The organism is Streptomyces sp. enrichment culture (assembly GCF_964272855.1).
Classification (GTDB): domain Bacteria; phylum Actinomycetota; class Actinomycetes; order Streptomycetales; family Streptomycetaceae; genus Streptomyces.
Map to the genome: position 1 here is coordinate 1,272,749 of NZ_OZ186847.1, position 19,339 is coordinate 1,292,087.

At 73.1% G+C, this 19,339-nt stretch carries 16 protein-coding genes and 1 pseudogene; 5 read left to right on the top strand and 12 right to left on the bottom strand.

What is annotated here, in order from left to right:
• Positions 1-33: 33 nt before the first annotated feature.
• Positions 34-1,059: an oxidoreductase gene (locus ACSU6L_RS05475; protein WP_437054081.1), complete on the bottom strand. Its 1,026-nt coding sequence runs from the start codon at positions 1,057-1,059 to the stop codon at positions 34-36.
• A 66-nt stretch (positions 1,060-1,125) separates the two neighbouring features.
• Here ACSU6L_RS05475 and ACSU6L_RS05480 point away from each other — a divergent pair, with 66 nt between their 5' ends.
• Positions 1,126-2,085: an FAD-dependent oxidoreductase gene (locus ACSU6L_RS05480; protein ID WP_437054083.1), complete on the top strand. Its 960-nt coding sequence runs from the start codon at positions 1,126-1,128 to the stop codon at positions 2,083-2,085.
• 7 nt (positions 2,086-2,092) lie between these two features.
• Here ACSU6L_RS05480 and ACSU6L_RS05485 read toward each other — a convergent pair whose 3' ends face one another.
• Complete coding sequence (locus tag ACSU6L_RS05485) at positions 2,093-4,033, bottom strand: Xaa-Pro dipeptidyl-peptidase (protein ID WP_437054085.1); 1,941 nt, start codon at positions 4,031-4,033, stop codon at positions 2,093-2,095.
• Positions 4,034-4,341: 308 nt separating this feature from the next.
• Here ACSU6L_RS05485 and ACSU6L_RS05490 point away from each other — a divergent pair, with 308 nt between their 5' ends.
• A complete protein-coding gene (locus ACSU6L_RS05490) occupies positions 4,342-5,877 on the top strand; it encodes a M1 family metallopeptidase (RefSeq protein ID WP_437054087.1) in 1,536 nt (511 codons plus the stop codon).
• On the opposite strand, the gene ACSU6L_RS05495 is transcribed toward ACSU6L_RS05490, so the two are convergent.
• The 3 genes from ACSU6L_RS05495 to ACSU6L_RS05505 are packed head-to-tail and all read right to left on the bottom strand — an operon-like array spanning position 5,874 to position 8,800.
• Positions 5,874-6,806, bottom strand: a complete 933-nt coding sequence (locus ACSU6L_RS05495) for an adenosine kinase (RefSeq protein WP_437054089.1) — start codon at positions 6,804-6,806, stop codon at positions 5,874-5,876. The genes ACSU6L_RS05490 and ACSU6L_RS05495 overlap by 4 nt on opposite strands.
• Complete coding sequence (locus ACSU6L_RS05500) at positions 6,803-7,291, bottom strand: macro domain-containing protein (RefSeq protein ID WP_437054091.1); 489 nt, start codon at positions 7,289-7,291, stop codon at positions 6,803-6,805. Before ACSU6L_RS05500 ends, ACSU6L_RS05495 begins: the two co-directional genes overlap by 4 nt.
• A 39-nt stretch (positions 7,292-7,330) precedes the next feature.
• Complete coding sequence (locus ACSU6L_RS05505; protein WP_437054093.1) at positions 7,331-8,800, bottom strand: amino acid permease; 1,470 nt, start codon at positions 8,798-8,800, stop codon at positions 7,331-7,333.
• Between the two features lie 212 nt (positions 8,801-9,012).
• On the opposite strand from ACSU6L_RS05505, the gene ACSU6L_RS05510 reads away from it, so the two are divergent.
• Complete coding sequence (locus tag ACSU6L_RS05510) at positions 9,013-9,705, top strand: MerR family transcriptional regulator (protein ID WP_437054095.1); 693 nt, start codon at positions 9,013-9,015, stop codon at positions 9,703-9,705.
• Between the two features lie 70 nt (positions 9,706-9,775).
• On the opposite strand, the gene ACSU6L_RS05515 is transcribed toward ACSU6L_RS05510, so the two are convergent.
• Genes ACSU6L_RS05515 through ACSU6L_RS05525 form a run of 3 tightly spaced genes read right to left on the bottom strand, consistent with a single transcriptional unit; the run spans position 9,776 to position 14,390 of the window.
• Complete coding sequence (locus tag ACSU6L_RS05515; RefSeq protein ID WP_437054097.1) at positions 9,776-11,947, bottom strand: 3-hydroxyacyl-CoA dehydrogenase NAD-binding domain-containing protein; 2,172 nt, start codon at positions 11,945-11,947, stop codon at positions 9,776-9,778.
• A 41-nt stretch (positions 11,948-11,988) separates the two neighbouring features.
• Entirely contained in the window at positions 11,989-13,203 is a 1,215-nt protein-coding gene (locus ACSU6L_RS05520) for an acetyl-CoA C-acetyltransferase (protein WP_437054099.1), read from the bottom strand.
• A gap of 11 nt (positions 13,204-13,214) precedes the next feature.
• Complete coding sequence (locus tag ACSU6L_RS05525) at positions 13,215-14,390, bottom strand: CaiB/BaiF CoA transferase family protein (RefSeq protein WP_437054101.1); 1,176 nt, start codon at positions 14,388-14,390, stop codon at positions 13,215-13,217.
• 266 nt (positions 14,391-14,656) lie between these two features.
• Here ACSU6L_RS05525 and ACSU6L_RS05530 point away from each other — a divergent pair, with 266 nt between their 5' ends.
• A complete protein-coding gene (locus ACSU6L_RS05530; protein WP_437054103.1) occupies positions 14,657-15,835 on the top strand; it encodes a saccharopine dehydrogenase family protein in 1,179 nt (392 codons plus the stop codon).
• Positions 15,836-15,880: 45 nt separating this feature from the next.
• Here the strand turns inward: ACSU6L_RS05530 and mmpA are convergent, their stop codons facing one another.
• The 3 genes and pseudogenes from mmpA to ACSU6L_RS05545 form a co-directional block, all read right to left on the bottom strand.
• Positions 15,881-16,027: a morphogenic membrane protein MmpA gene (mmpA, locus tag ACSU6L_RS05535; RefSeq protein WP_437054105.1), complete on the bottom strand. Its 147-nt coding sequence runs from the start codon at positions 16,025-16,027 to the stop codon at positions 15,881-15,883.
• A gap of 529 nt (positions 16,028-16,556) precedes the next feature.
• A pseudogene (locus ACSU6L_RS05540) lies at positions 16,557-17,240 on the bottom strand (endonuclease V); the annotation flags it as partial.
• A gap of 49 nt (positions 17,241-17,289) precedes the next feature.
• Positions 17,290-17,613, bottom strand: a complete 324-nt coding sequence (locus ACSU6L_RS05545) for a plasmid stabilization protein (RefSeq protein WP_437054107.1) — start codon at positions 17,611-17,613, stop codon at positions 17,290-17,292.
• A gap of 223 nt (positions 17,614-17,836) precedes the next feature.
• On the opposite strand from ACSU6L_RS05545, the gene ACSU6L_RS05550 reads away from it, so the two are divergent.
• Positions 17,837-18,253: an SsgA family sporulation/cell division regulator gene (locus ACSU6L_RS05550; RefSeq protein WP_437054109.1), complete on the top strand. Its 417-nt coding sequence runs from the start codon at positions 17,837-17,839 to the stop codon at positions 18,251-18,253.
• 113 nt (positions 18,254-18,366) lie between these two features.
• Here the strand turns inward: ACSU6L_RS05550 and ACSU6L_RS05555 are convergent, their stop codons facing one another.
• A complete protein-coding gene (locus ACSU6L_RS05555; RefSeq protein WP_437054111.1) occupies positions 18,367-19,203 on the bottom strand; it encodes an isocitrate lyase/PEP mutase family protein in 837 nt (278 codons plus the stop codon).
• Positions 19,204-19,339 lie beyond the last annotated feature (136 nt).

Here is a 19,339-nt window from a genome sequence, read left to right on the forward strand (position 1 = left end):
ACCGTCCCGGACCGGGTCGGGGCCCGGCGGGGCTCACTTGGCCATGGCCTCCACCAGCACGCTTCCCGCGGTCCGCGCGACCACGTAGGACTCGCCCTTGACGGCCTTGGCGTCCAGGGCGATGCGGTGCCGGCCGGGTTCGAGTACGCCGTCGAAGAGTTCGCGGGTGTGGATGCGGTAGAGGCGGTCGAGGCGGTACGCGGTGAGGACGACCCGGCACGGGGAGGTGACCTCGACGCCGGCCTCGCCGTCGGCGGCGACCAGCCGGGTGAGGCGGCGCCGCTCCGCGGGGCTGCGGTCGAGAGCGTGTTCGATCTGGGCGACGAGCAGCGGGACGATCGGGGCGAGGCCGTCGACGTAGGCCACGTCGACCCCGGCGCGTTCGAAGGCGCCGCGCACGGCGGCGCGTTCGTCCGGGCCGACGGCGCGGCCGAAGGCGACGGCGCCGTAGCCGCGCAGTTCCTCGGCGGGCACGTGGTCGGCGTCGTGGGCGATGTCGGCGCCGATGCCGATGGTGCGCAGGGCCGCGGCGAGCTTGGCGAGCAGGGCGACGCGGGCGCCGATGAGCAGCACGCGGCGGCGGCCGGCGGCGGGGTCGGTGCCGTCGAGCAGGGAGCGCAGCGCCGCGCGGTACTCCTCGCCGCGGAACCGGAACGGCCCTATGCCGTGGTAGCCGTTGAGTTCGAGGTCGACTCGCTCCTCCGTCTGCCAGGCGAAGTCCCGCCAGACGTAGTCGTCGCCGTCCCGCTCTATGACGGCGGTGACCGCGCCGCAGGCCAGGTCGGCGCACTCGGGGCAGCCGTAGATCACCTGCCGTCCGCCGGGCAGCGGCGGGGCGGCGTCCAGCAGCAGGCTGCGCACCTGGGCGGTGAAGATGGCGGGCGGCACGTCGGCGGCGAGCGGGGAGACCGCGTCCAGGTCGGAGAGCTGGAAGAGCAGCGGGCGTCCGTCGACGATGAAGTCGACGAAGTCCCGGTGCACCTGGTACGCGCCGTCCGCGAGGACGCCTCCGGCGCGCATCGCCGGTGCCAGGCCAAAGGTCGCATACGCGGCAGACATGCTGTGAGTATCCCCAGTCCGGCGGCGTTCTGAGCGCGGCATGACACATTCCGCTACGGTCCCGGCGTGGACAGTGACGTGAGGGACGACGTGGTCGTGGTGGGCGGCGGTGTCATCGGGCTGACGACGGCCGTGGTGCTCGCCGAGCGCGGGCACCGGGTCCGGCTGTGGACGCGGGAGCCCGTCGAGCGGACCACCTCGGCGGTTGCCGGGGCCCTGTGGTGGCCGTACCGGATCCGGCCGGTCGGCTCGGCGCGCGCCTGGGCGCTGCGCTCGCTGACGGTGTACGAGGAGCTGGCCGGACGCCCCGAGGTGACCGGCGTACGCATGGTCGAAGGGGTACTGGGCGAAACGGCCCTGGACGAGGTGGCCGGCTGGGCCGCGGCGCGACTGCCCGGGCTGCGCGCGGCCACGGCCGATGAGTACTCCGGTGCGGGGCTGTGGACGCGGCTGCCGCTCGTCGACATGTCGGTCCATCTGCCCTGGCTGCGCGAGCGGTTGCGGGCGGCGGGCGGGGTCGTGGAGGAGCGGACGGTGACGGCGCTCGCCGAGGCGGACGCGCCGGTCGTCGTCAACTGCACGGGGCTGGGCGCCCGGACCCTGGTGCCCGACCCGTCGGTGCGGCCGGTGCGCGGGCAGCTGGTCGTGGTGGAGAACCCGGGCATCCGCACCTGGCTGGTCTCGACGGCCGCCGACGGCACGATGGCCTACTTCTTCCCGCAGCCCGGCCGCCTGGTGCTCGGCGGCACCGCCGAGGACGACGTCTGGACGCCGGAGCCGGACCCGGCCGAGGCGGAGGCGATCGTACGGCGGTGCGCGGCGCTGCGGCCGGAGATCGCCGGGGCGCGGGTGCTGGAGCACCGGGTGGGGCTGCGGCCCGCCCGCCCGGCGGTGCGGCTGGAGCGGACGTCGCTGCCGGACGGACGGGTGCTGGTGCACAACTACGGCCACGGCGGCGCCGGCGTCACCGTGGCCTGGGGATGTGCGGAGGAGGCCGCCGGACTGGCCGGCGCCCCCTCCGGGTGAGCCGTGCCTACGGGACGCTGCGTGCGGCGCCCGGGTCGCGGACGCCGTCGAGCGGCGCGGCCTCGGGCACGGCGGTCGTGGTGCCGGCGGTGGCGCGGGCGAAGGCGGGCGCGCCGCCGACGAGCGGGACGCGGGCCGAGGTGCGGGACAGGTCGAGGGTGAGCGTCGGCGTGCTCGCCGGGGGCTCGATCAGGTCCTTGTCGGTGCCCGCGACGATCAGCGCCAGCCGGTGGCCCCGGGGGACGACGTGGTCGGTCGCGGCCAGGTCGAGGGTGATCGTGTACGGCTTTCCGGGCGTGAGCGGGGCCCCGGTGGCCGAGGAGTGGTTGCCGAGGTCGGCCCAGCCGCGGCTGACGATCGTGTAGTCGACGTCGGCCGTCTCCGCCGCGGTCTCCTTGAAGCAGGCGCTGTCGCCGCTGGTGCTCGCGCCCCAGCAGGTGCGGTCGGTGAGGGTGGTGATGCCCTCGCCCTCGGCGGCGTAGTCGCGGATGGTGTCGGGGCCGAGGTCCACCAGGACGGCGCTGAGGTGCGCGCTGGAGGTGGTCGGGGTCGCGGTGACGGTCACCTTCGACGAGCCGGACAGCCGCAGGTCGCGGGTGAGCGGGCCGGTGGTGAAGCCTGCCTTGTCGGGCGTGGGCCGGTGGATGTGCGCCGCCCAGTCGGTCTCGTCGTGCGCGGGGTCGTCGGTGAAGGTCTCGGTGCCGGTGCCGGGGCGCAGTCCGAGGGTGCCGACGCCGTCCTGGGTGCCCTCGGCGGGCCTGAGGATGGTCGGCAGGGTGCTGCGGGGCGGCCAGACCGCCGTGGTGACCCACTGGCCGGGGGCGCGTTCGATCTCGGCCATCGGTTCGTCGTCGATGCCGTTGTCGTATCCGAGGAGTTCGTGGTCGAACCAGCGGTGCAGGGTGTCGACCCAATCGGCGCGGCGGAAGTCGAAGGGGTCGACGTGGCCGGCCTGGGAGAGCCAGATCCTGCGCTCGACGCCGTTCCTCGCGAGCGCGTCCCACCACTGGCCGAAGTGCTTGGCGCGGACGTTGAGGTCCTGCATGCCGTGGACGACGAAGACGCTGGCCTTCACCCGGCCGGCGTCGGGCACGTAGTCGCGCTCGGTCCACAGCGGGGTCCAGTCGCCGGTGCGCGGGGCGCCGTCGGCGATGCGCTGCTGGACGGCGGCGCAGCGGGCGCGGGCCTCGGGGCTCTCGACACGGTCCGCCAGCCCGTCGGGGCCGGAGTCGAACAGCGGGGCGCCCTTGGCGAAGTAGTAGTCGTACCAGGAGGAGATGGCGCCGATCGGGACGATGGTCTCCAGGCCCTCGACGCCGGTGGCGGCCACGCCGTTGGCGATGGTGCCGTCGTAGCTCTTGCCGATCATCCCGGTCCGGCCGTTGGTCCAGGTCGCCTTGGCGCGGGTGGTGCCGGTGCGGGTGGTGTAGGCCTTGCCGCGGCCGTTGAGCCAGTCGACGACGGCCTTCGCGGACTGGATGTCGGAGCGGCCGCCGACGTCCACACAGCCGTCGGAGCGGCTGGTTCCGGCGAGGTCGACGCCGACGAAGGCGTAGCCGCGCGGAACGAAGTAGTTGTCGTAGAACAGCGGCATCCGGACGACGTTCCCGGCCGCGTCGTAGGTCTTCTTCTGGCTCTCGTTGCCGCGCCCGCAGCAGGAGTAGTACGGGCTGGCGTCCATGATGACGGGGATCCGGCGGCCCTGCCGGTCGGTCTCGCGGGGGCGGACGATGTCCACGGCGACCCGGTCGGTGCGTCCGTCGCCGTCGCCGTCGAGACGGGTGTCGACCCAGACGGACTCGCGGATGGCGTCGTCGTACGAGTAGACGGGCCGGCTCGTGCGGGGTGCGGCCTGAGCCGTGACGGGGGTGAGGAGGCCGGCCATCAGGGCGGCGGTGGCCGCTGCCGCGAGCGGTCTCCAGATCGTGAAGCGCGTGCGTATCGGCATGCCGCGGACGCTACCGGGGTGAAATGCCGTGCAGAAGGGGGCGCGTGACGCCTCGTCCGATGCGTGTGACGCGTCGCTCGGTGCGTGTGACGCGTCGCGCGGTGCGTGTCGTGTGACGTCCGAGCCGCACGAAGTGCCGTCCCCGGGGCGTGTGCGGCCGGAATTCGCCCGTGTGGTGGAGCCGATCGTGACGGCCGAATGGCGATCGTGTGACAGGGGTGGCGGTGGACATGCCCGGGGACACAGGGACTGAATAGGCTCCGAACAGACTCCGAACAGACTTTCCGCACCTAGGAATTGGAGCTGACGTGCACCGCAGAATGACCGCTCCGGGCGCGCTGGCCGCGGCCTCCCTCCTGCTGGCGATCCCGGCATCGGCCGCGAGCCACGCCCCCGGCGCTCCGGGCATCGGCGACCCCTACTACCCGGCGTACGGCAACGGCGGCTACGACGTCTCCCACTACGACCTCCGGCTGAAGTACCAGCCGGCCACCGACCGGCTGGAGGGCACCGCGACCCTGCTCGCCCGCACCACGCAGGACCTGTCCCGGTTCAACCTGGACTTCCTGCTGGACGTGAGCGAGGTCCGGGTCAACGGCGCCGCCGCGAAGTTCCGGACCTCCGGCGAGCACGAGCTGGAGATCACCCCGAGGACACCCCTCGACAAGGGCAGCGCCGTCACCGTCGTGGTCCGCTACAGCGGGGTGCCGTCGGCGAAGCAGGCGTACGGCTTCACCAGCTGGCACCGCACCCCGGACGGCGGTGTCGCGGCGAACGAGCCGGAGGCGGCCTGGTGGTGGTTCCCCAGCAACGACCATCCGCTGGACAAGGCCACCTACGACGTGTCGGTGCAGGTGCCGGACGGCACCCAGGCCATCTCCAACGGCACCCTGCAGTCGACGAGTTCCCGGCTCGGCTGGACCCGCTGGAACTGGCGCTCGAACAAGCCGCAGGCGACGTATCTCGCCACGCTCGCGGTCGGCCGCTTCGACGTCACGACCGGGAGGACGGAGAGCGGCATCCCGGTCGTCAACGCCTACAGCAAGGACCTCGGCGACAACTACGGCGCCGCGCGGGCGAGCGTCGAGCGGACCGGGGAGATCGCCGACTGGCTGACCGGATACTTCGGGCCGTACCCGTACAACGCGCTCGGCGGGTACGTGCCGAACACGAACACCGGGTACGCGCTGGAGACGCAGACCCGGCCGTTCTACAGCCCGCGGCAGTTCGCCAACGGCACCAACACCTCCGTGGTGGTGCACGAACTGGCCCACCAGTGGTACGGCGACTCGGTGTCCGTGGCCGAGTGGAAGGACATCTGGATCAACGAGGGCTTCGCGCGCTACGCGCAGTGGCTGTGGTCCGAGCACGAGGGCGAGGGGACCGCGCAGGAGATCGCCGACTGGGTGTACGCCTCACGCCCGGCCGACGACGCCTTCTGGGCGGTCAGGCCCGGTGACCCGGGGCCGGAGAACCAGTTCCACGTCGCCGTCTACGACCGGGGCGCGCTGGCGCTGCAGGCGCTGCGCAACGAGATCGGCGACGAGGACTTCTTCGCGATCCTCAAGGGCTGGCCGCAGCGGTACGCCCACGGCAACGCGAGCGTCGCCGACTTCCGGCGGTACGCCGAGGAGGTGTCCGGCAAGCCGCTGGCGGCGCTGTTCGACACCTGGCTGTACGAGCCGTCGAAGCCGGGCGCGTCGGCGGCGCGGGACGCGTCGATCGCGCGGACCGCGAAGGCTCCCGCGCAGCCGAAGTCGTGGAAGAAGATCGCCGCCACCAACGGCGTGCACGAGCACGGGCGCGGGCACGGTGACGGGCACGGGCACGGTCACGAGGACTAGGGAGCGGTGACCGCCGCCGTCTCCTCCGGCTCCGCCGTGGTCCGTGCCAGCAGGGCGTCCCGGTCGATCGCGTCGACCTGGGTCGACGGCACCGTGCAGGCGTGGGCGCCCGCGACCGCGCCGTAGCGGGCGCAGCGCAGGGGCGGCTCACCGGCGAGGAAGCCGTAGAGGAAGGCGGCGGCGAAGGCGTCGCCCGCGCCGTTGGAGTCCACCACCGGCGCGGGGGGCGTCACCGTCGGTACGTGGGTCAGCTCGCCGTCGGCCAGCAGATGGGCGCCCTCGGCGCCGGCGGTGGCGACGACCAGGCGGGCGCGGCCCCGCTCGGCGATCCGGCGCAGGGTCCGCTCCGGGTCGGTGAGGCGGGCGGCGGAGACGAAGACGACGTCCGCGGCGAACGCGAACGCCTCGTGGTACGGGTTCTCGCCGTCCCAGTCGTGCAGGTCGGTGGAGATCGTCACGCCGCTCTCGCGCAGCACCGGCAGGGCGTGGTCGCACGGCTGGGTGATGGAGACGTGCGCGTGGCGGCTGCCTTCCGCCAGCTCCCGGACCGTGGCCTCGGGCAGGCGGTCGTCGGGGTGGCCGCGGCTGCTGTCGTACAGGGACAGGCGCCGGCCGTCGGGGCCGACCAGGTTCACCGCGCGCTTGGTTCCGGCGGGCTGCGGGATCGCGGTGAGCGGGATGCCCCGCTCACGGTGCAGGGCGCGGACCAGGTCGCCCTCGGGGTCGTCGCCGAGGAAGTCGAGGTGGTGGGTGCGCAGGCCCAGGGCGCTCAGGCCGAGCGAGACGAAGTCGCCGGTCTGGCCGGCGCGGGTGCGGATCCCGTCGTGGATCAGGTAGCTGTCGGCGTACGGGAGCGGCAGCTCCGGTACGTACACGATGGTGTCCACACCCGCGCCGCCCAGCACGAGCACGTCGGTGTCACGGTTCAACTCCGGCCCTCCCCATGGTCGTACACCGTGACCGGGACACCCCGCGACACCAGCCGCTCAGCGATGAGCGGCTCCACCCGGGACCATTTGCCGCCGGCCAGTCCGCAGCCTATCCGGGGCATGTGCACGGACGCGTCGAGTTCGAGGGCCTTGTCGGCGAGGTGGCCGAGCGCGGTGTCGATCGCCTCGTAGCGCACGGGAACGCCCTTGCTGCCGGTCCTGATGCCGCGCTGGCCGATCATGTTGGCCACCCAGACGTACGGCTCGACCTGGACGAACTGGGTCGCGCCCAGCGCGAAGTCGTTCGTCGCGCGCTCCCGGTGCCAGGCCCGGTAGGCGGCCTCCGGTTGGGGCCAGCGGCGCGATATGGCCAGCACGAAGCCCTTGCCCCAGCCGCCGATGTCGTTGCAGACGTGGGCGATCAGCTTGACGCCCTTCACCGACGGCACGGTGGCGTCACCCCGGACATAGATGATCTCCGACATGACGCCACCGTAGGCGCTGCCACTGACAGTGGCCCAGAATTACCGTCCCGTGAGCTTCGTCAGCTCCTGGTCCGTCGTCTGGGACACCCTGCGGCGGACGCCGAACCAGCCGGCGACCAGGGCGATCGTGATGAGCGGGATGAGCAGGAGCGTCTTGCGGCCGACCTCGGGGTCGTTCCACATCATGCCGAGGCAGACCAGCAGGAAGACGATCGTGGCGATCTCGGTGACCGGGCTGCCGGGCAGCCGGAACGACGGCCGCTCCACCAGGCCCGCCTTGGCGCGGCGGACGAAGACCAGGTGACAGACCATGATGATCACCCAGGTGCTGATGATGCCGAGGGAGGCGACGTTCAGCACGATCTCGAAGGCCTGGTGCGGCATCACGAAGTTCAGGCCGACGCCGAGCACGCAGACCGCGCAGGTCAGCAGGATGCCGCCGTAGGGGACCTGGCTGCGGTTCATCCGCGCGGTGAACTTCGGCGCGGAGCCCGCCATGGCCATGGAGCGCAGGATGCGGCCGGTGGAGTACAGGCCGGAGTTCAGCGAGGACATGGCGGCGGTGAGGACCACCAGGTTCATCACGTCGCCGGCCGCCGGGACGCCGATCTTCGACAGCACGGTGACGAAGGGGCTCTCGTCGGCCGAGTAGACCGAGCCGGGCAGCAGCAGGGCCAGGAGGACGACCGAGCCGACGTAGAACAGGCCCACGCGCCACATAATCGAGTTCACCGCGCGGGGGACGACCTTCTCCGGTTCGGCGGTCTCGCCCGCGGCGACACCGACCAGCTCCAGCGCGGCGTACGCGAAGATCACGCCCTGCATCACGAGGACGACCGGCATCAGGCCGTGCGGGAAGACGCCGCCGTTGTCGCTGATCACGCCGAGGCCGGGGGTCTGGCCGCCGACCTCGTGCTGGGTGGCCAGCAGGAAGATGCCGACGAACATGAAGGCGACGAGGGTGGCGACCTTGATGATCGCGAACCAAAACTCCATCTCGCCGAAGATCTTCACCGAGATCAGGTTCACCGCCAGGACCACCGCGAGGGCGATCAGGGCGAGCACCCACTGGGGGATGTCGGTGAACAGGCTCCAGTAGTGCGTGTACAGCGCGATCGCGGTGATGTCGGCGATACCGGTCGTCGACCAGTTCAGGAAGTACATCCAGCCGGCAACGTACGCGCCCTTCTCGCCGAGGAACTCGCGCGCGTACGACACGAAGGAGCCCGAGGAGGGCCGGTACAGGACCAGCTCGCCGAGGGCTCGGACGACGAAGAAGGCGAAGACGCCGCAGACGAGGTAGGCCAGCGCGAGCGCGGGGCCCGCGTTGTGGAGGCGGCCGCCGGCACCGAGGAAGAGTCCGGTGCCGATCGCGCCGCCGATGGCGATCATGTTGACGTGGCGGGCCTTGAGGTCCTTGCTGTAACCGGCGTCGCCCGCGTCCGCGGGGGCCTGCGCCGCCTCGGGATGTGCGGCGGCCGTTGCCGTTTCCACGGCGTCCTTGCTCACGGGTGGTTCCACTCTCTGGTGCGCCCGGGCGCTGTGCCGCCCGGGTGTCCGTACGTGACGCGGCCCGCACCACCCTGGGTGTCGCGGTACAGACCAAGGCAGCACCTTCCCACAGGGGTCCGTCACATGCGGTGGCCCAGGTCACAGAGCGTTACTTGTCACAGGATCTCCGCGGGTTTCACACTTCTGGTGAGACAGCGATACTGCTGAACATGACAAGCCATGCCGAGGACCCGACCCTCACCGTCGACGAGCTGGCCGCGCGGGCCGGTGTCACGGTGCGGACGGTCCGCTTCTACAGCACCCGGGGCCTGCTGCCGCCGCCGGTGATCGGCCCGCGCCGGGTGGGGCACTACGGCAGGGAGCACCTGGCCCGGCTCGCGCTCATCGAGGAGCTGCAGCACCAGGGCATGACGCTGGCGGGCATCGAGCGCTATCTCCAGCAGCTGCCGCCGGACCTGAGCGCGCACGACCTGGCCATCCACCGCGCGGTGGTGGCCTCCTGGGCGCCGGAGACCGTGGAGACGGTGACCCGGGAGGAACTGGAGCGGCGGGCGGGCCGGGCGCTGGGCGACGACGAGGTGGACCGGCTCGCGGCCATGGACGTCGTACGGCCGGATCCCGAGGGCTACCGGGTCGACCTGGGCCTGCTGCGGCTCGGGGTGCGGCTGCTGGACGTGCCGATGTCGCAGGAGGCGATCCTGGGGGCGCGCAAGGTCCTGATCGAACACTCGCGCGCCGCGGCCCGTGAGCTGTCCCAGCTCTTCCGGGGCGAGGTGTCGGACCGTGACGCGCGGGACGTGCGGTCCCTGTCCGCACACATGCACCCCTTGGTCGTGCAGGCGCTTCTGACGACCTTCCAGCGGTCGCTGCGGGAGGAGCTGGGCGAGTGGCTCACCCGGTAGGGCGGGGGCACCCGGTCGGGCGCGGAGCGCCCTGTGAACCGTGGGGTGAACCACTCGGCCGCCGACTGCCTCAGTCGCTGAACCGCTCCCCGTTCTCCGCCTTCTCCACCAGCAGCGCCGGGGGCGTGAACCGCTCGCCGTAACGGTCGGCGAGCTCCCGCGCGCGGGCCACGAAGCCGGGCAGGCCGCCCTCGTAGCCGTTGATGTACTGCAGGACGCCGCCGGTCCAGCCGGGGAAGCCGATGCCGAAGATCGAGCCGATGTTCGCGTCGGCGACGGACGTCAGGACGCCCTCCTCCAGGAGCCGGACGGTGTCCAGCGCCTCGGAGAACAGCATGCGCTCCTGCATGTCCTCGAACGGGATGGTGCGGCCCGGCTCGGTGAAGTGCTCGCGCAGGCCCGGCCACAGGCCGACGCGCTTGCCGCTCTCGTCGTAGTCGTAGAAACCGGCGCCGCCGCTGCGGCCGGTGCGGCCGAACTCGTCGACCATGCGGTCGATGACGGCCTCCGCGGGGTGCGCGGTCCAGGTGCCGCCCGCCTCCTCCACGGCCCGCCGGGTCTCGTTGCGGATCTTGCGCGGCAGGGTCAGGGTCAGCTCGTCCATCAGCGAGAGCACCTTGGCCGGGTAGCCCGCCTGCGCGGCGGCCTGCTCCACCGAGGCGGGCTCGACGCCCTCGCCGACCATGGCCACGCCCTCGTTGATGAAGTGGCCGATCACGCGGGAGGTGAAGAAGCCGCGCGAGTCGTTGACGACGATCGGCGTCTTGTTGATCTGCCGGACCAGGTCGAAGGCGCGGGCCAGCGCCTCGTCGCCGGTGCGCTCGCCCTTGATGATCTCGACGAGCGGCATCTTGTCGACCGGCGAGAAGAAGTGCAGTCCGATGAAGTCGCCCTGGCGCTGCACGCCCTCGGCGAGCGCGGTGATCGGCAGGGTGGAGGTGTTGGAGCACAGCAGCGCGTCGGGCTCGACGACCTGCTCGATCTCCTGGAACACCTTGTGCTTGAGCGCGGTGTCCTCGAAGACGGCCTCGATGACCGCGTCGCAGCCGGCCAGGTCCCTCACCTCGGCGGTGGGCGTGATGCGGGCGAGCAGGGCGTCCGCCTTCTCCTGGGTCGTACGGCCCCGGGTGACGGCCTTCGCGCACAGCTTCTCGGAGTAGCCCTTGCCCTTGAGGGCGGCTTCCAGGGAGACGTCCTTCAGGACGACGTCGATGCCCGCGCGGGCGCACGCGTAGGCGATCCCGGCGCCCATCATCCCGGCGCCAAGGACGGCGACCTTGCGGACCTGGCGGGGGGCGACGTCCTTGGGGCGGTTGGCGCCGGAGTTGACGGCCTGGAGGTCGAAGAAGAACGCCTGGATCATGTTCTTCGAGGTCTGGCCGGCCGCCAGCTCCACGAAGTAGCGGGCCTCGATGACCTGGGCGGTCTCGAAGTCGACCTGGGAGCCCTCGACGGCCGCCGCGAGGATGTTGCGCGGGGCCGGGTAGGGGGCGCCACCGGTCTGCTTGCGCAGGTTGGCGGGGAAGGCGGGCAGGTTGGCCGCGAACTTCGGGTTGGCGGGGGTGCCGCCGGGGATGCGGTAGCCGGGCACGTCCCAGGGCTGGGCGGACTCGGGGTGGGCGTCGATGTAGGCGCGGGCCTTCGCGAGCATCTCCTCCCGGGTCTCGGCCACCTCGTGCACCAGGCCGTTGTCCAGGGCGCGGCGCGGGCTGTACTGGGTGCCCTGGAGCAGCACCTTCAGCAGCGCGTCGGCGATGCCGAGCAGCCGGACGGTGCGGACGACACCGCCGCCGCCGGGAAGCAGGCCCAGGGTGACCTCGGGGCAGCCGATCTTGGAGCCGGGCGCGTCGAGGGCGACACGGTGGTGGCAGGCGAGGGCGATCTCGAAGCCGCCGCCGAGGGCGGCGCCGTTCATCGCGGCGACGACCGGCTTGCCCAGGGTCTCGATGCGGCGCAGGTTCCGCTTGATGGCCATGCCGCCGTCGAACAGCTCCCGGGCGGTCTCCGGGGTGACGCGGATCAGGTCGCGCAGGTCGCCGCCCGCGAAGAAGGTCTTCTTGGCGGAGGTGAGGATGATGCCGCGAATGGAGTCCCGTTCGGCCTCCAGGCGGTCGGCGATCACCGCGAGGGAGTCCCGGAACGCCTGGTTCATGGTGTTCGCGGACTGGTTGGGGTCGTCGAGGACGAGGGTGACGACACCGGTGTCGTCCTGTTCCCAGCGGATCGTGGTGCTCTCGGTCATGACAGGGGTCTCCGTAGAAGTCTGGTGGGTCCGCGGGAAGGTCAGACGCGTTCGACGATGGTGGCGATGCCCATGCCTCCGCCGACGCACAGGGTGGCGAGGCCGTAGCGCTTGTCCTGGCGTTCCAGTTCGTCGACGAGGGTGCCGAGGATCATCGCGCCGGTGGCGCCCAGGGGGTGGCCGAGCGCGATGGCGCCGCCGTTGACGTTGACCTTGTCCAGGGACAGGCCCATGTCCTTCACGAAGCGGAGCACGACCGCCGCGAAGGCCTCGTTGATCTCGACGAGGTCGATGTCGTCGATGGTCAGGCCGGCCCTGGCGAGCGCCTTGCGGGTGGCGGGGGCGGGGCCGGTGAGCATGATGGTGGGCTCGGAGCCGGAGACGGCGGCGGAGACGATCCGCGCGCGGGGGGTGAGGCCGTAGCGCTCGCCGACCGCCTTGGAGCCGATGGCGACGAGGGAGGCGCCGTCCACGATGCCGGAGGAGTTGCCCGCGTGGTGGACGTGGTCGATCTTCTCCACCCAGTGGTACTTCTGCAGCGCCACCGCGTCGAAGCCGCCGAGGTCGCCGATGTCCGCGAAGGACGGCTTCAGCTTGGCGAGGGAGCCGGCGGTGGTGCCGGGCCGCAGGTGCTCGTCGTGATCGAGGACGACGAGGCCGCTGCGGTCCTTCACGGGGACGACGGACCGCTCGAAGCGGCCGTCCTTCCAGGCGGCGGCCGCGCGCTCCTGCGACAGCGCCGCGTACTCGTCGACGTCGCGGCGGGAGAAGCCCTCGATGGTGGCGATCAGGTCGGCACCGATGCCCTGCGGCACGAAGTTGACCGCGAGGTTGGTCATGGGGTCGTTGAACCAGGCGCCGCCGTCGGAGGCCATCGGCACCCGGGACATCGACTCGACACCGCCGGCCAGGACCAGGTCCTCCCAGCCCGAGCGGACCTTGGCGGCGGCCAGGTTGACGGCCTCCAGGCCCGAGGCACAGAAGCGGTTCTCCTGCACGCCGGCGACCGTGTCGGGCAGGCCCGCGGCGATCGCCGCGATCCGCGCGATGTCGGAGCCCTGGTCGCCGACCGGGCCGACCACGCCGAGGACGATGTCGTCGACAGCCGCCGGGTCCAGGCCGGGGAAGCGGGCGCGGATCTCGTGGATGAGTCCGACGACCAGGTCGATGGGCTTCGTGCCGTGCAGGGCGCCGTTGGCCTTGCCGCGTCCGCGCGGGGTGCGGATCGCGTCGTACACGTACGCTTCGGTGCTCACGAGGAGGCCTTTCACTGAGGGTTCGGGGGCTCGGGGGCCGCTGACGGGGGAACGAGTCGGGGGACGTCCCAGTCGCGGGCCACGGATTCCGTGTCGGTGCCGGGCCGGGCCGGGCCGGTGCGCACCGCCGTGGGCGTGGCGGAGAAGCGGGGCGCGGGCGCGGGCTGGGTGAGACCGCCGTGGTCGGTGAACGTGCCGCGGGCGGCCAGGTGCGGGTGGTGCGGCGCCTCGCGCAGCGACAGGACGGGGGCCACGCACGCGTCGGAGCTCTCGAAGACGGCCGTCCACTCGTCCCTGGTGCGGGCCTTGAAGCGGGCGGCGACGAGGGCGCGCAGTTCGTCCCAACGGGTGATGTCGTGGCGCGGCGGGGCCTGGTCGCCGAGGCCGAGCAGGTCCGTGAACACGTCGTAGAACTGCGGCTCCAGCGCGCCCACGGCCATGTACTGCCCGTCGGCGGTCTCGTAGGTGCCGTAGAAGGGGCAGCCGCCGTCGAGGAGGTTGGCGCCGCGGCGGTCCTGCCAGCCGCCGGCGGCGAGCATGCCGTGGATCATCGCGGAGAGGTGGGCGGCGCCGTCGACGATGGCGGCGTCGACGACCTGTCCGGTGCCGGTGGCGCGGGCGTGGTGGAGGGCGGCGAGGACGCCGACGACGAGGTAGAGGGAGCCGCCCGCGTAGTCGCCGAGCAGGTTGGCGGGGACGGCCGGCGGCTCGTCCGGGGCGCCGATCAGGCCGAGGGTGCCGGTGAGCGCGATGTACGCGATGTCATGGCCCGCGCGGTGCGCGAGGGGGCCCTGCTGGCCCCAGCCGGTCATCCGGCCGTAGACGAGCCGCGGGTTGCGGGCGTGGCAGGCGTCGGGGCCGACGCCGAGCCGTTCGGCGACGCCGGGGCGGTAGCCCTCGATGAGGACGTCGGCGCGGGCGGCCAGGTCGAGCACCCGGTCGGCGCCGTCGGCGGCCTTGAGGTCGACGACCACCGAGCGTTTGTTGCGGTTGGTGACGTCGTACTCCGGGTCGATGCCGAGGCCGGGGCCGCCGGGGCGGTCCACGCGGACCACGTCGGCGCCGAGGTCGGCGAGGAGCATGGCGGCGAAGGGCCCGGGGCCGATGCCGGCCAGCTCGACGACGCGGACGCCCGCGAGCGGTCCGGGTGACGGCGTGTTCCCCGTGGTCGTCCTCGCCGTGGTCATCCAGCCCCCTCGCTGTGACACAACCGATGTAACACCGGTGATGGTAAGAACAGGTTTCAGTCGACACAAGGCCTGAACGAGCAAGCGCTTAGCCATTTTCGGCCGGGCGCCCGGCCGGCGCACCCCGGGACAATCCGGCGCGCCCCCGCGCGCCCCCGGCTCGGCGCGCGTCAGCGCGCCACCTCCGGGCTCGTCGTCGGGCTCCGCACCCCTCACGCTAGCCTCAGCCACCGACAGCGGCGCGTGCTGCGGGAGCGAGAGGTGTCATGAGCAGGCTGAAAAGGGCGGATCGCCCGTACGACGTCGTGCTGTTCGGGGCGACCGGCTTCGTCGGTACGCTCACCGCGGAGTACCTGGCCGCGCACGCCCCCGAGGGCCTGCGGTGGGCGATCGCGGGCCGCAGCGAGGAGAAGCTGCACCGGCTGCGCGAGCGCCTGCCCGGCGGCGCGGGGATCGGGGTGCTGCGGGCGGACGTCGCCGACCCGGCCTCGCTGCGCCGGCTCGCGGAGCACGCGCGCGTGGTGGCCACGACGGTGGGCCCGTACGTGACGTACGGGGAGGAGCTGGTCGCCGCCTGCGCGGACACCGGCGCCGACTACCTCGACCTCACGGGCGAGCCGGAGTTCGTCGACCTGATGTACGTCCGGCACGACGTACGCGCGCGTGAGACGGGCGCGCGGCTGGTGCACGCGTGCGGCTTCGACTCCGTGCCGCACGACCTGGGCGCGTACTTCACGGTCCGGCAGTTGCCCGAGGGGGTGCCCCTGAGGGTGGACGGATACGTGTCCGTGGACGCGGCCTTCTCGGGCGGCACCTTCGCCTCCGCCCTGAACCAGTTCGCGCGCGGCCCGCGACTGGCGGCCGCCGCGCGGGACCGCCGACGCCACGAGCCCCGGCTGGTGGGCCGCCGGGCGAGCGCGCCGCCGGCCGGACCGCGGTTCGCTCCCGAGGTCGGCGCCTGGGCGCTGCCGCTGCCGACCATCGACCCGCAGATCGTGCGCCGCTCGGCGAGGGCCCTGGAGCGCTACGGCCCCGACTTCCGCTACCGCCACTACGCCGCCGTACGTCGGCTGCCGGTCGCGCTCGGCGGGGTGGCGGCCGTGGGCGCGCTCGTCGTGGCCGCCCAGGTGCCGCCCGCGCGGCGCTGGCTGTCCGACCGGCTGAAGCCCGGCGAGGGGCCGAGCGCCGAGAAGCGGGCGAGGAGCTGGTTCTCCGTGCGGTTCGTCGGCGAGGGCGGCGGGCGGCGGGTGTTCACCGAGGTCGCGGGCGGCGATCCCGGCTACGGCGAGACGGCGAAGATGTTCGCCGAGGCGGCGCTCTGCCTCGCCCTGGACGACCTGCCGCCGGCCGCCGGGCAGCTCACCACCGCGGTGGCGATGGGCGACGCCCTGACCGAGCGGCTGCGCGCGGCGGGGATCACCTTCCGGGTGGCCGCACGCCGCTGAGGTTCTGTACGAGTCCTGCGGCTCCCTCCCGGCCGGGAGACCGCCCTACACCGGCCACTCCACGGCCGTGTAGATCATCCCGCAGATCCAGGCGAGCCCGGCGAGCGTGGCGAGGACCAGCGCGGCGGTCACGGCACGCTCGACGGGGCGCTGGGGGTCGGTGAGGGGCTTCGGGGCACGGGGCGAGGTCATGCGGCCAGCCTGGCGGGCCGGCCGCCGCGCAGGCATCCGTACGGGTACTCAGTCGCCGTACTCAGACCTGCCCGGGTTGCCCTGGCGGCGGCCACTCCCCCAGTGCCGCGGCGATGCGCTCCCGTACCGCCGGGTCGGGCGCGGCGGCGGCGAGGCGGACCGCCAGGGGGCCGATCCGCCAGCCCGCGTGGTGGTCGTGGAACGGCGGGGGTCCGGCCACGTTGTGGGCGACCTCGGCGATCAGCTCGGCGATCCGGAACGACAGGCGTTCCGCCTCGGTGAGCCGGTCCTCGGCCCGGGCCAGGCCACCGCGGACCTGCGTGAACACCTCTCCCGCGCGGCTCCACCGCTCGCGGTCGGCCGCCAGCTCCAGGGCGGCCTCGATCTCGGGGGGCCGCGGCGCCGGGGCCGCCGCCGCGAGCACCCGCCCGGCCCAGGCCAGCGGATCGGCCTGCCGCTCGAACACCGACCGCCCCCACGACCGCTCCGGGTCCCTCGCGGCCGCCGCGGCGACCTGGCTGACGACCCGCGTGGCCGCCCGCAGAGCCCGGCGGCACAGCGCGTCCGCCCTGCGGGTCGTCTCGGGGAGCCGGTACTCGGGGGTGAGCGCCAGCGTGTGCGCGCAGGCGTTGTCGAGGCTCACGCGGTGGCCCACGGAGACGAAGACCGGCTTGACGTTCTCGCGGGTGCGCAGCGCCCGGCCGACCTCCTCGGTTCCCGCGCGCAGGGGTGCCGACGATCCGCGCGGGGTGCCCGGTTCGTCGTGGACGAAGGTGAAGGGGTTCTTGGCGACGCCGATCGTGGGTAGGCCGGTGAGCACGCCGAGGTGGCTGGCGAGGCCGAAGCGGCGCGGGTGGGCGAGGCCGTAGCCGTCGCAGACGACCAGGCCGGGGGGGCACGGCAGGGCGTCGAGGGCGGCCAGCACGGTGGGGATCTCCCGGAAGGCGAGCAGGCCCGGCACGTAGGGGAAGGAGATGCGTCCCACGGCCGTGGTCTCGGCGACGACGTCGAGGGTCGCCGCGTCCAGGACGACGGCCGCCGCCGCGACGACGTCCCGCTCGTCGTCGTAGGCGACGTCGACCCCCGTGACGTGCCCCGTGCCGGGCGGCGGCCCCGGCTCGTCCAGGACCACTCGTGCCCGCAGCTCGTCCTGGACGGCGCGGGCCTCCTCCTCGGTCGCGGGCCAGCCCGCGGGAATGCGTACGATCGTCATGGTGGGCACGAGCGTACGGGGCGGGCCGGCCGCGCGGGCCGTCGGTGCGCTACTTGCCGAGCGCCCGCTGCAACTGCTGCTTGTTCATGTCCGAACGGCCGTGGATGTCGCGCTTCTTGGCCTCCTCGTACAGCTGGTCGTAGGTGGGTCCCCGGGAGCCCTTTCCGGAGCGCTGACCGCCCCGCTTGCCGGACGACATGTCCTGCGTCGACGTGCGGCCGGCGGTCTTGGACTCGCCGGACCGGGCCCGTTCCTTGTTCACCGTGCGCGCCGCGATCTCCTTGGCCCGCCCGGTGCTCTCGCCCCGGTCCTCGGCGCTCTCCTTGATGTGCTCGTACTGGCGCTCCCGCTTGGAGCTGGAACCGCGCGGCATGTGCGCTCACTTCCTTTCACGACGAGTGAACGGGTACCCACATCGCCGACGGAAGAGATACCCCGCGCGCGGGCGCGTCCGCAGGACTGAATTCCGGCCGTGATGGAACACGGTGACGGAGGTCACTCGGCACGGGTGCACGGACCCGCCGATTCCGACGTCTCTTCCTGTGCCCGGCCTCATCCCCGGAAAGTCCGTCCGGCCGTCACAAGGGAGCAAGGCGTTGTCCACCGTCATCGAGCAGCCCGTCGAGGCCCGACTCGTCGCCGCCGCGCCGCGGATGCCGAGCATCCCGGCCACGCTGTACTACGACCGACGCGATCCGTTCGCCGTCCGGATGACCTTCCCCGCCCAGGCCACCCTGGAGGGCGTGGAGGTCTGCTGGACGTTCTCCCGCGAGCTTCTGGCGGCCGGCCAGGAGGGCCCCGAGGGCCAGGGGGACGTCCGGGTGCGGCCGTACGGCTACGACCGCACCGTCCTGGAGTTCCACGCCCCCGAGGGCACCGCCGTCGTGCACGTCCGCTCGGACGACGTGCGCCGGTTCCTGGAGGCGACCCGCCGCCTGGTGCCCGAGGGTCTGGAGGACGCGTATCTGGACCTGGACCACGATCTGGCGGTGCTGATGCGGGACGCCTGCTAGGGGGCGTCCCGCCCCCGAGGGGGTGTCTCGTCGATCGGAATCGGGAACCGACGACAACGCGGCGAGGCGCGGTGCCAGGCGCCGCGAGCCCGGCATGATCGGCGAGACGTTCCCTAGGGCCTGCGCCCGAGCAGTTCGTTCAGCTCTCCGTAGTCGAGGCCTGCGGCCAGCGCGTCGTACGTCCCCGCGCCCAGCAGCTCCCGCGCGGCGCGGCGGACCAGGGCGTGCGCGGCCTGGGCGACACCGGCGCCCGTGCTCACCCGGGCGACACCGAGCGCGGCCAGGTCGGCGACGGGCGGCGCGCCGGGTCCAGCCATCACGTTCAGCGGGCCGTCGACGCCGTCGACGAGCAGCTTCACCGTCCCCGGGTCGACGGCCCCGGGGACGAAGATCCCGTCGGCGCCCGCGGCGAGGAAGGCGGCGGCCCGTTCCAGGGTGGCGTCCACTCCCCCGGCACCGCGCAGGAAGGTGTCCACGCGCGCGTTGACGAACAGCGGCACTCCGGCCGCGTCGGCCGCCGCGCGGGCGGCGGCGATACGTTCCGCCTGCTCCGCCACCGGCCGCAGCGGGCTCCCGCCCGGCTCGTACCGGGCGTCCTCGATGTTGATCCCGACGGCGCCCGCGGCGAGCACCGCGCGGACGGTGTCCGCGACGCCCGCGGCGTCCGCCGCGTAGCCGCTCTCCACGTCCGCGCTCACCGGCACCCCGACCGCGCCCGCGATGGCGGCGACGGCGCCGAGCGCCCTTGCCCGCTCCAGACGGTCGCCGTCGGGTGCGCCCAGTTCCCAGGCGACCCCGGCGCTGGTGGTCGCCACGGCGGCGGCACCGGCGTCCGCGACGAGACGGGCGCTGACGGCGTCCCAGGCGTTCGGCAGGACCAGCGGGCGGCCCGGGACGTGCAGGGCGCGGAAGGAGACAGCGCGGTCGCGCAGGGTGGTGTCGTGGGTCATGCGGACGACTCAACCAGCCCGCGCGGAGGGCCGTCCGGCAGGAATGCGACATGAACGTGCCGGCCGGAAGGCGTCCGCGCGGGAGTGGTGTCGGGGAGTGATGCCGGGGAGTGATGCCGGGGAGTGGTGCCGGGGA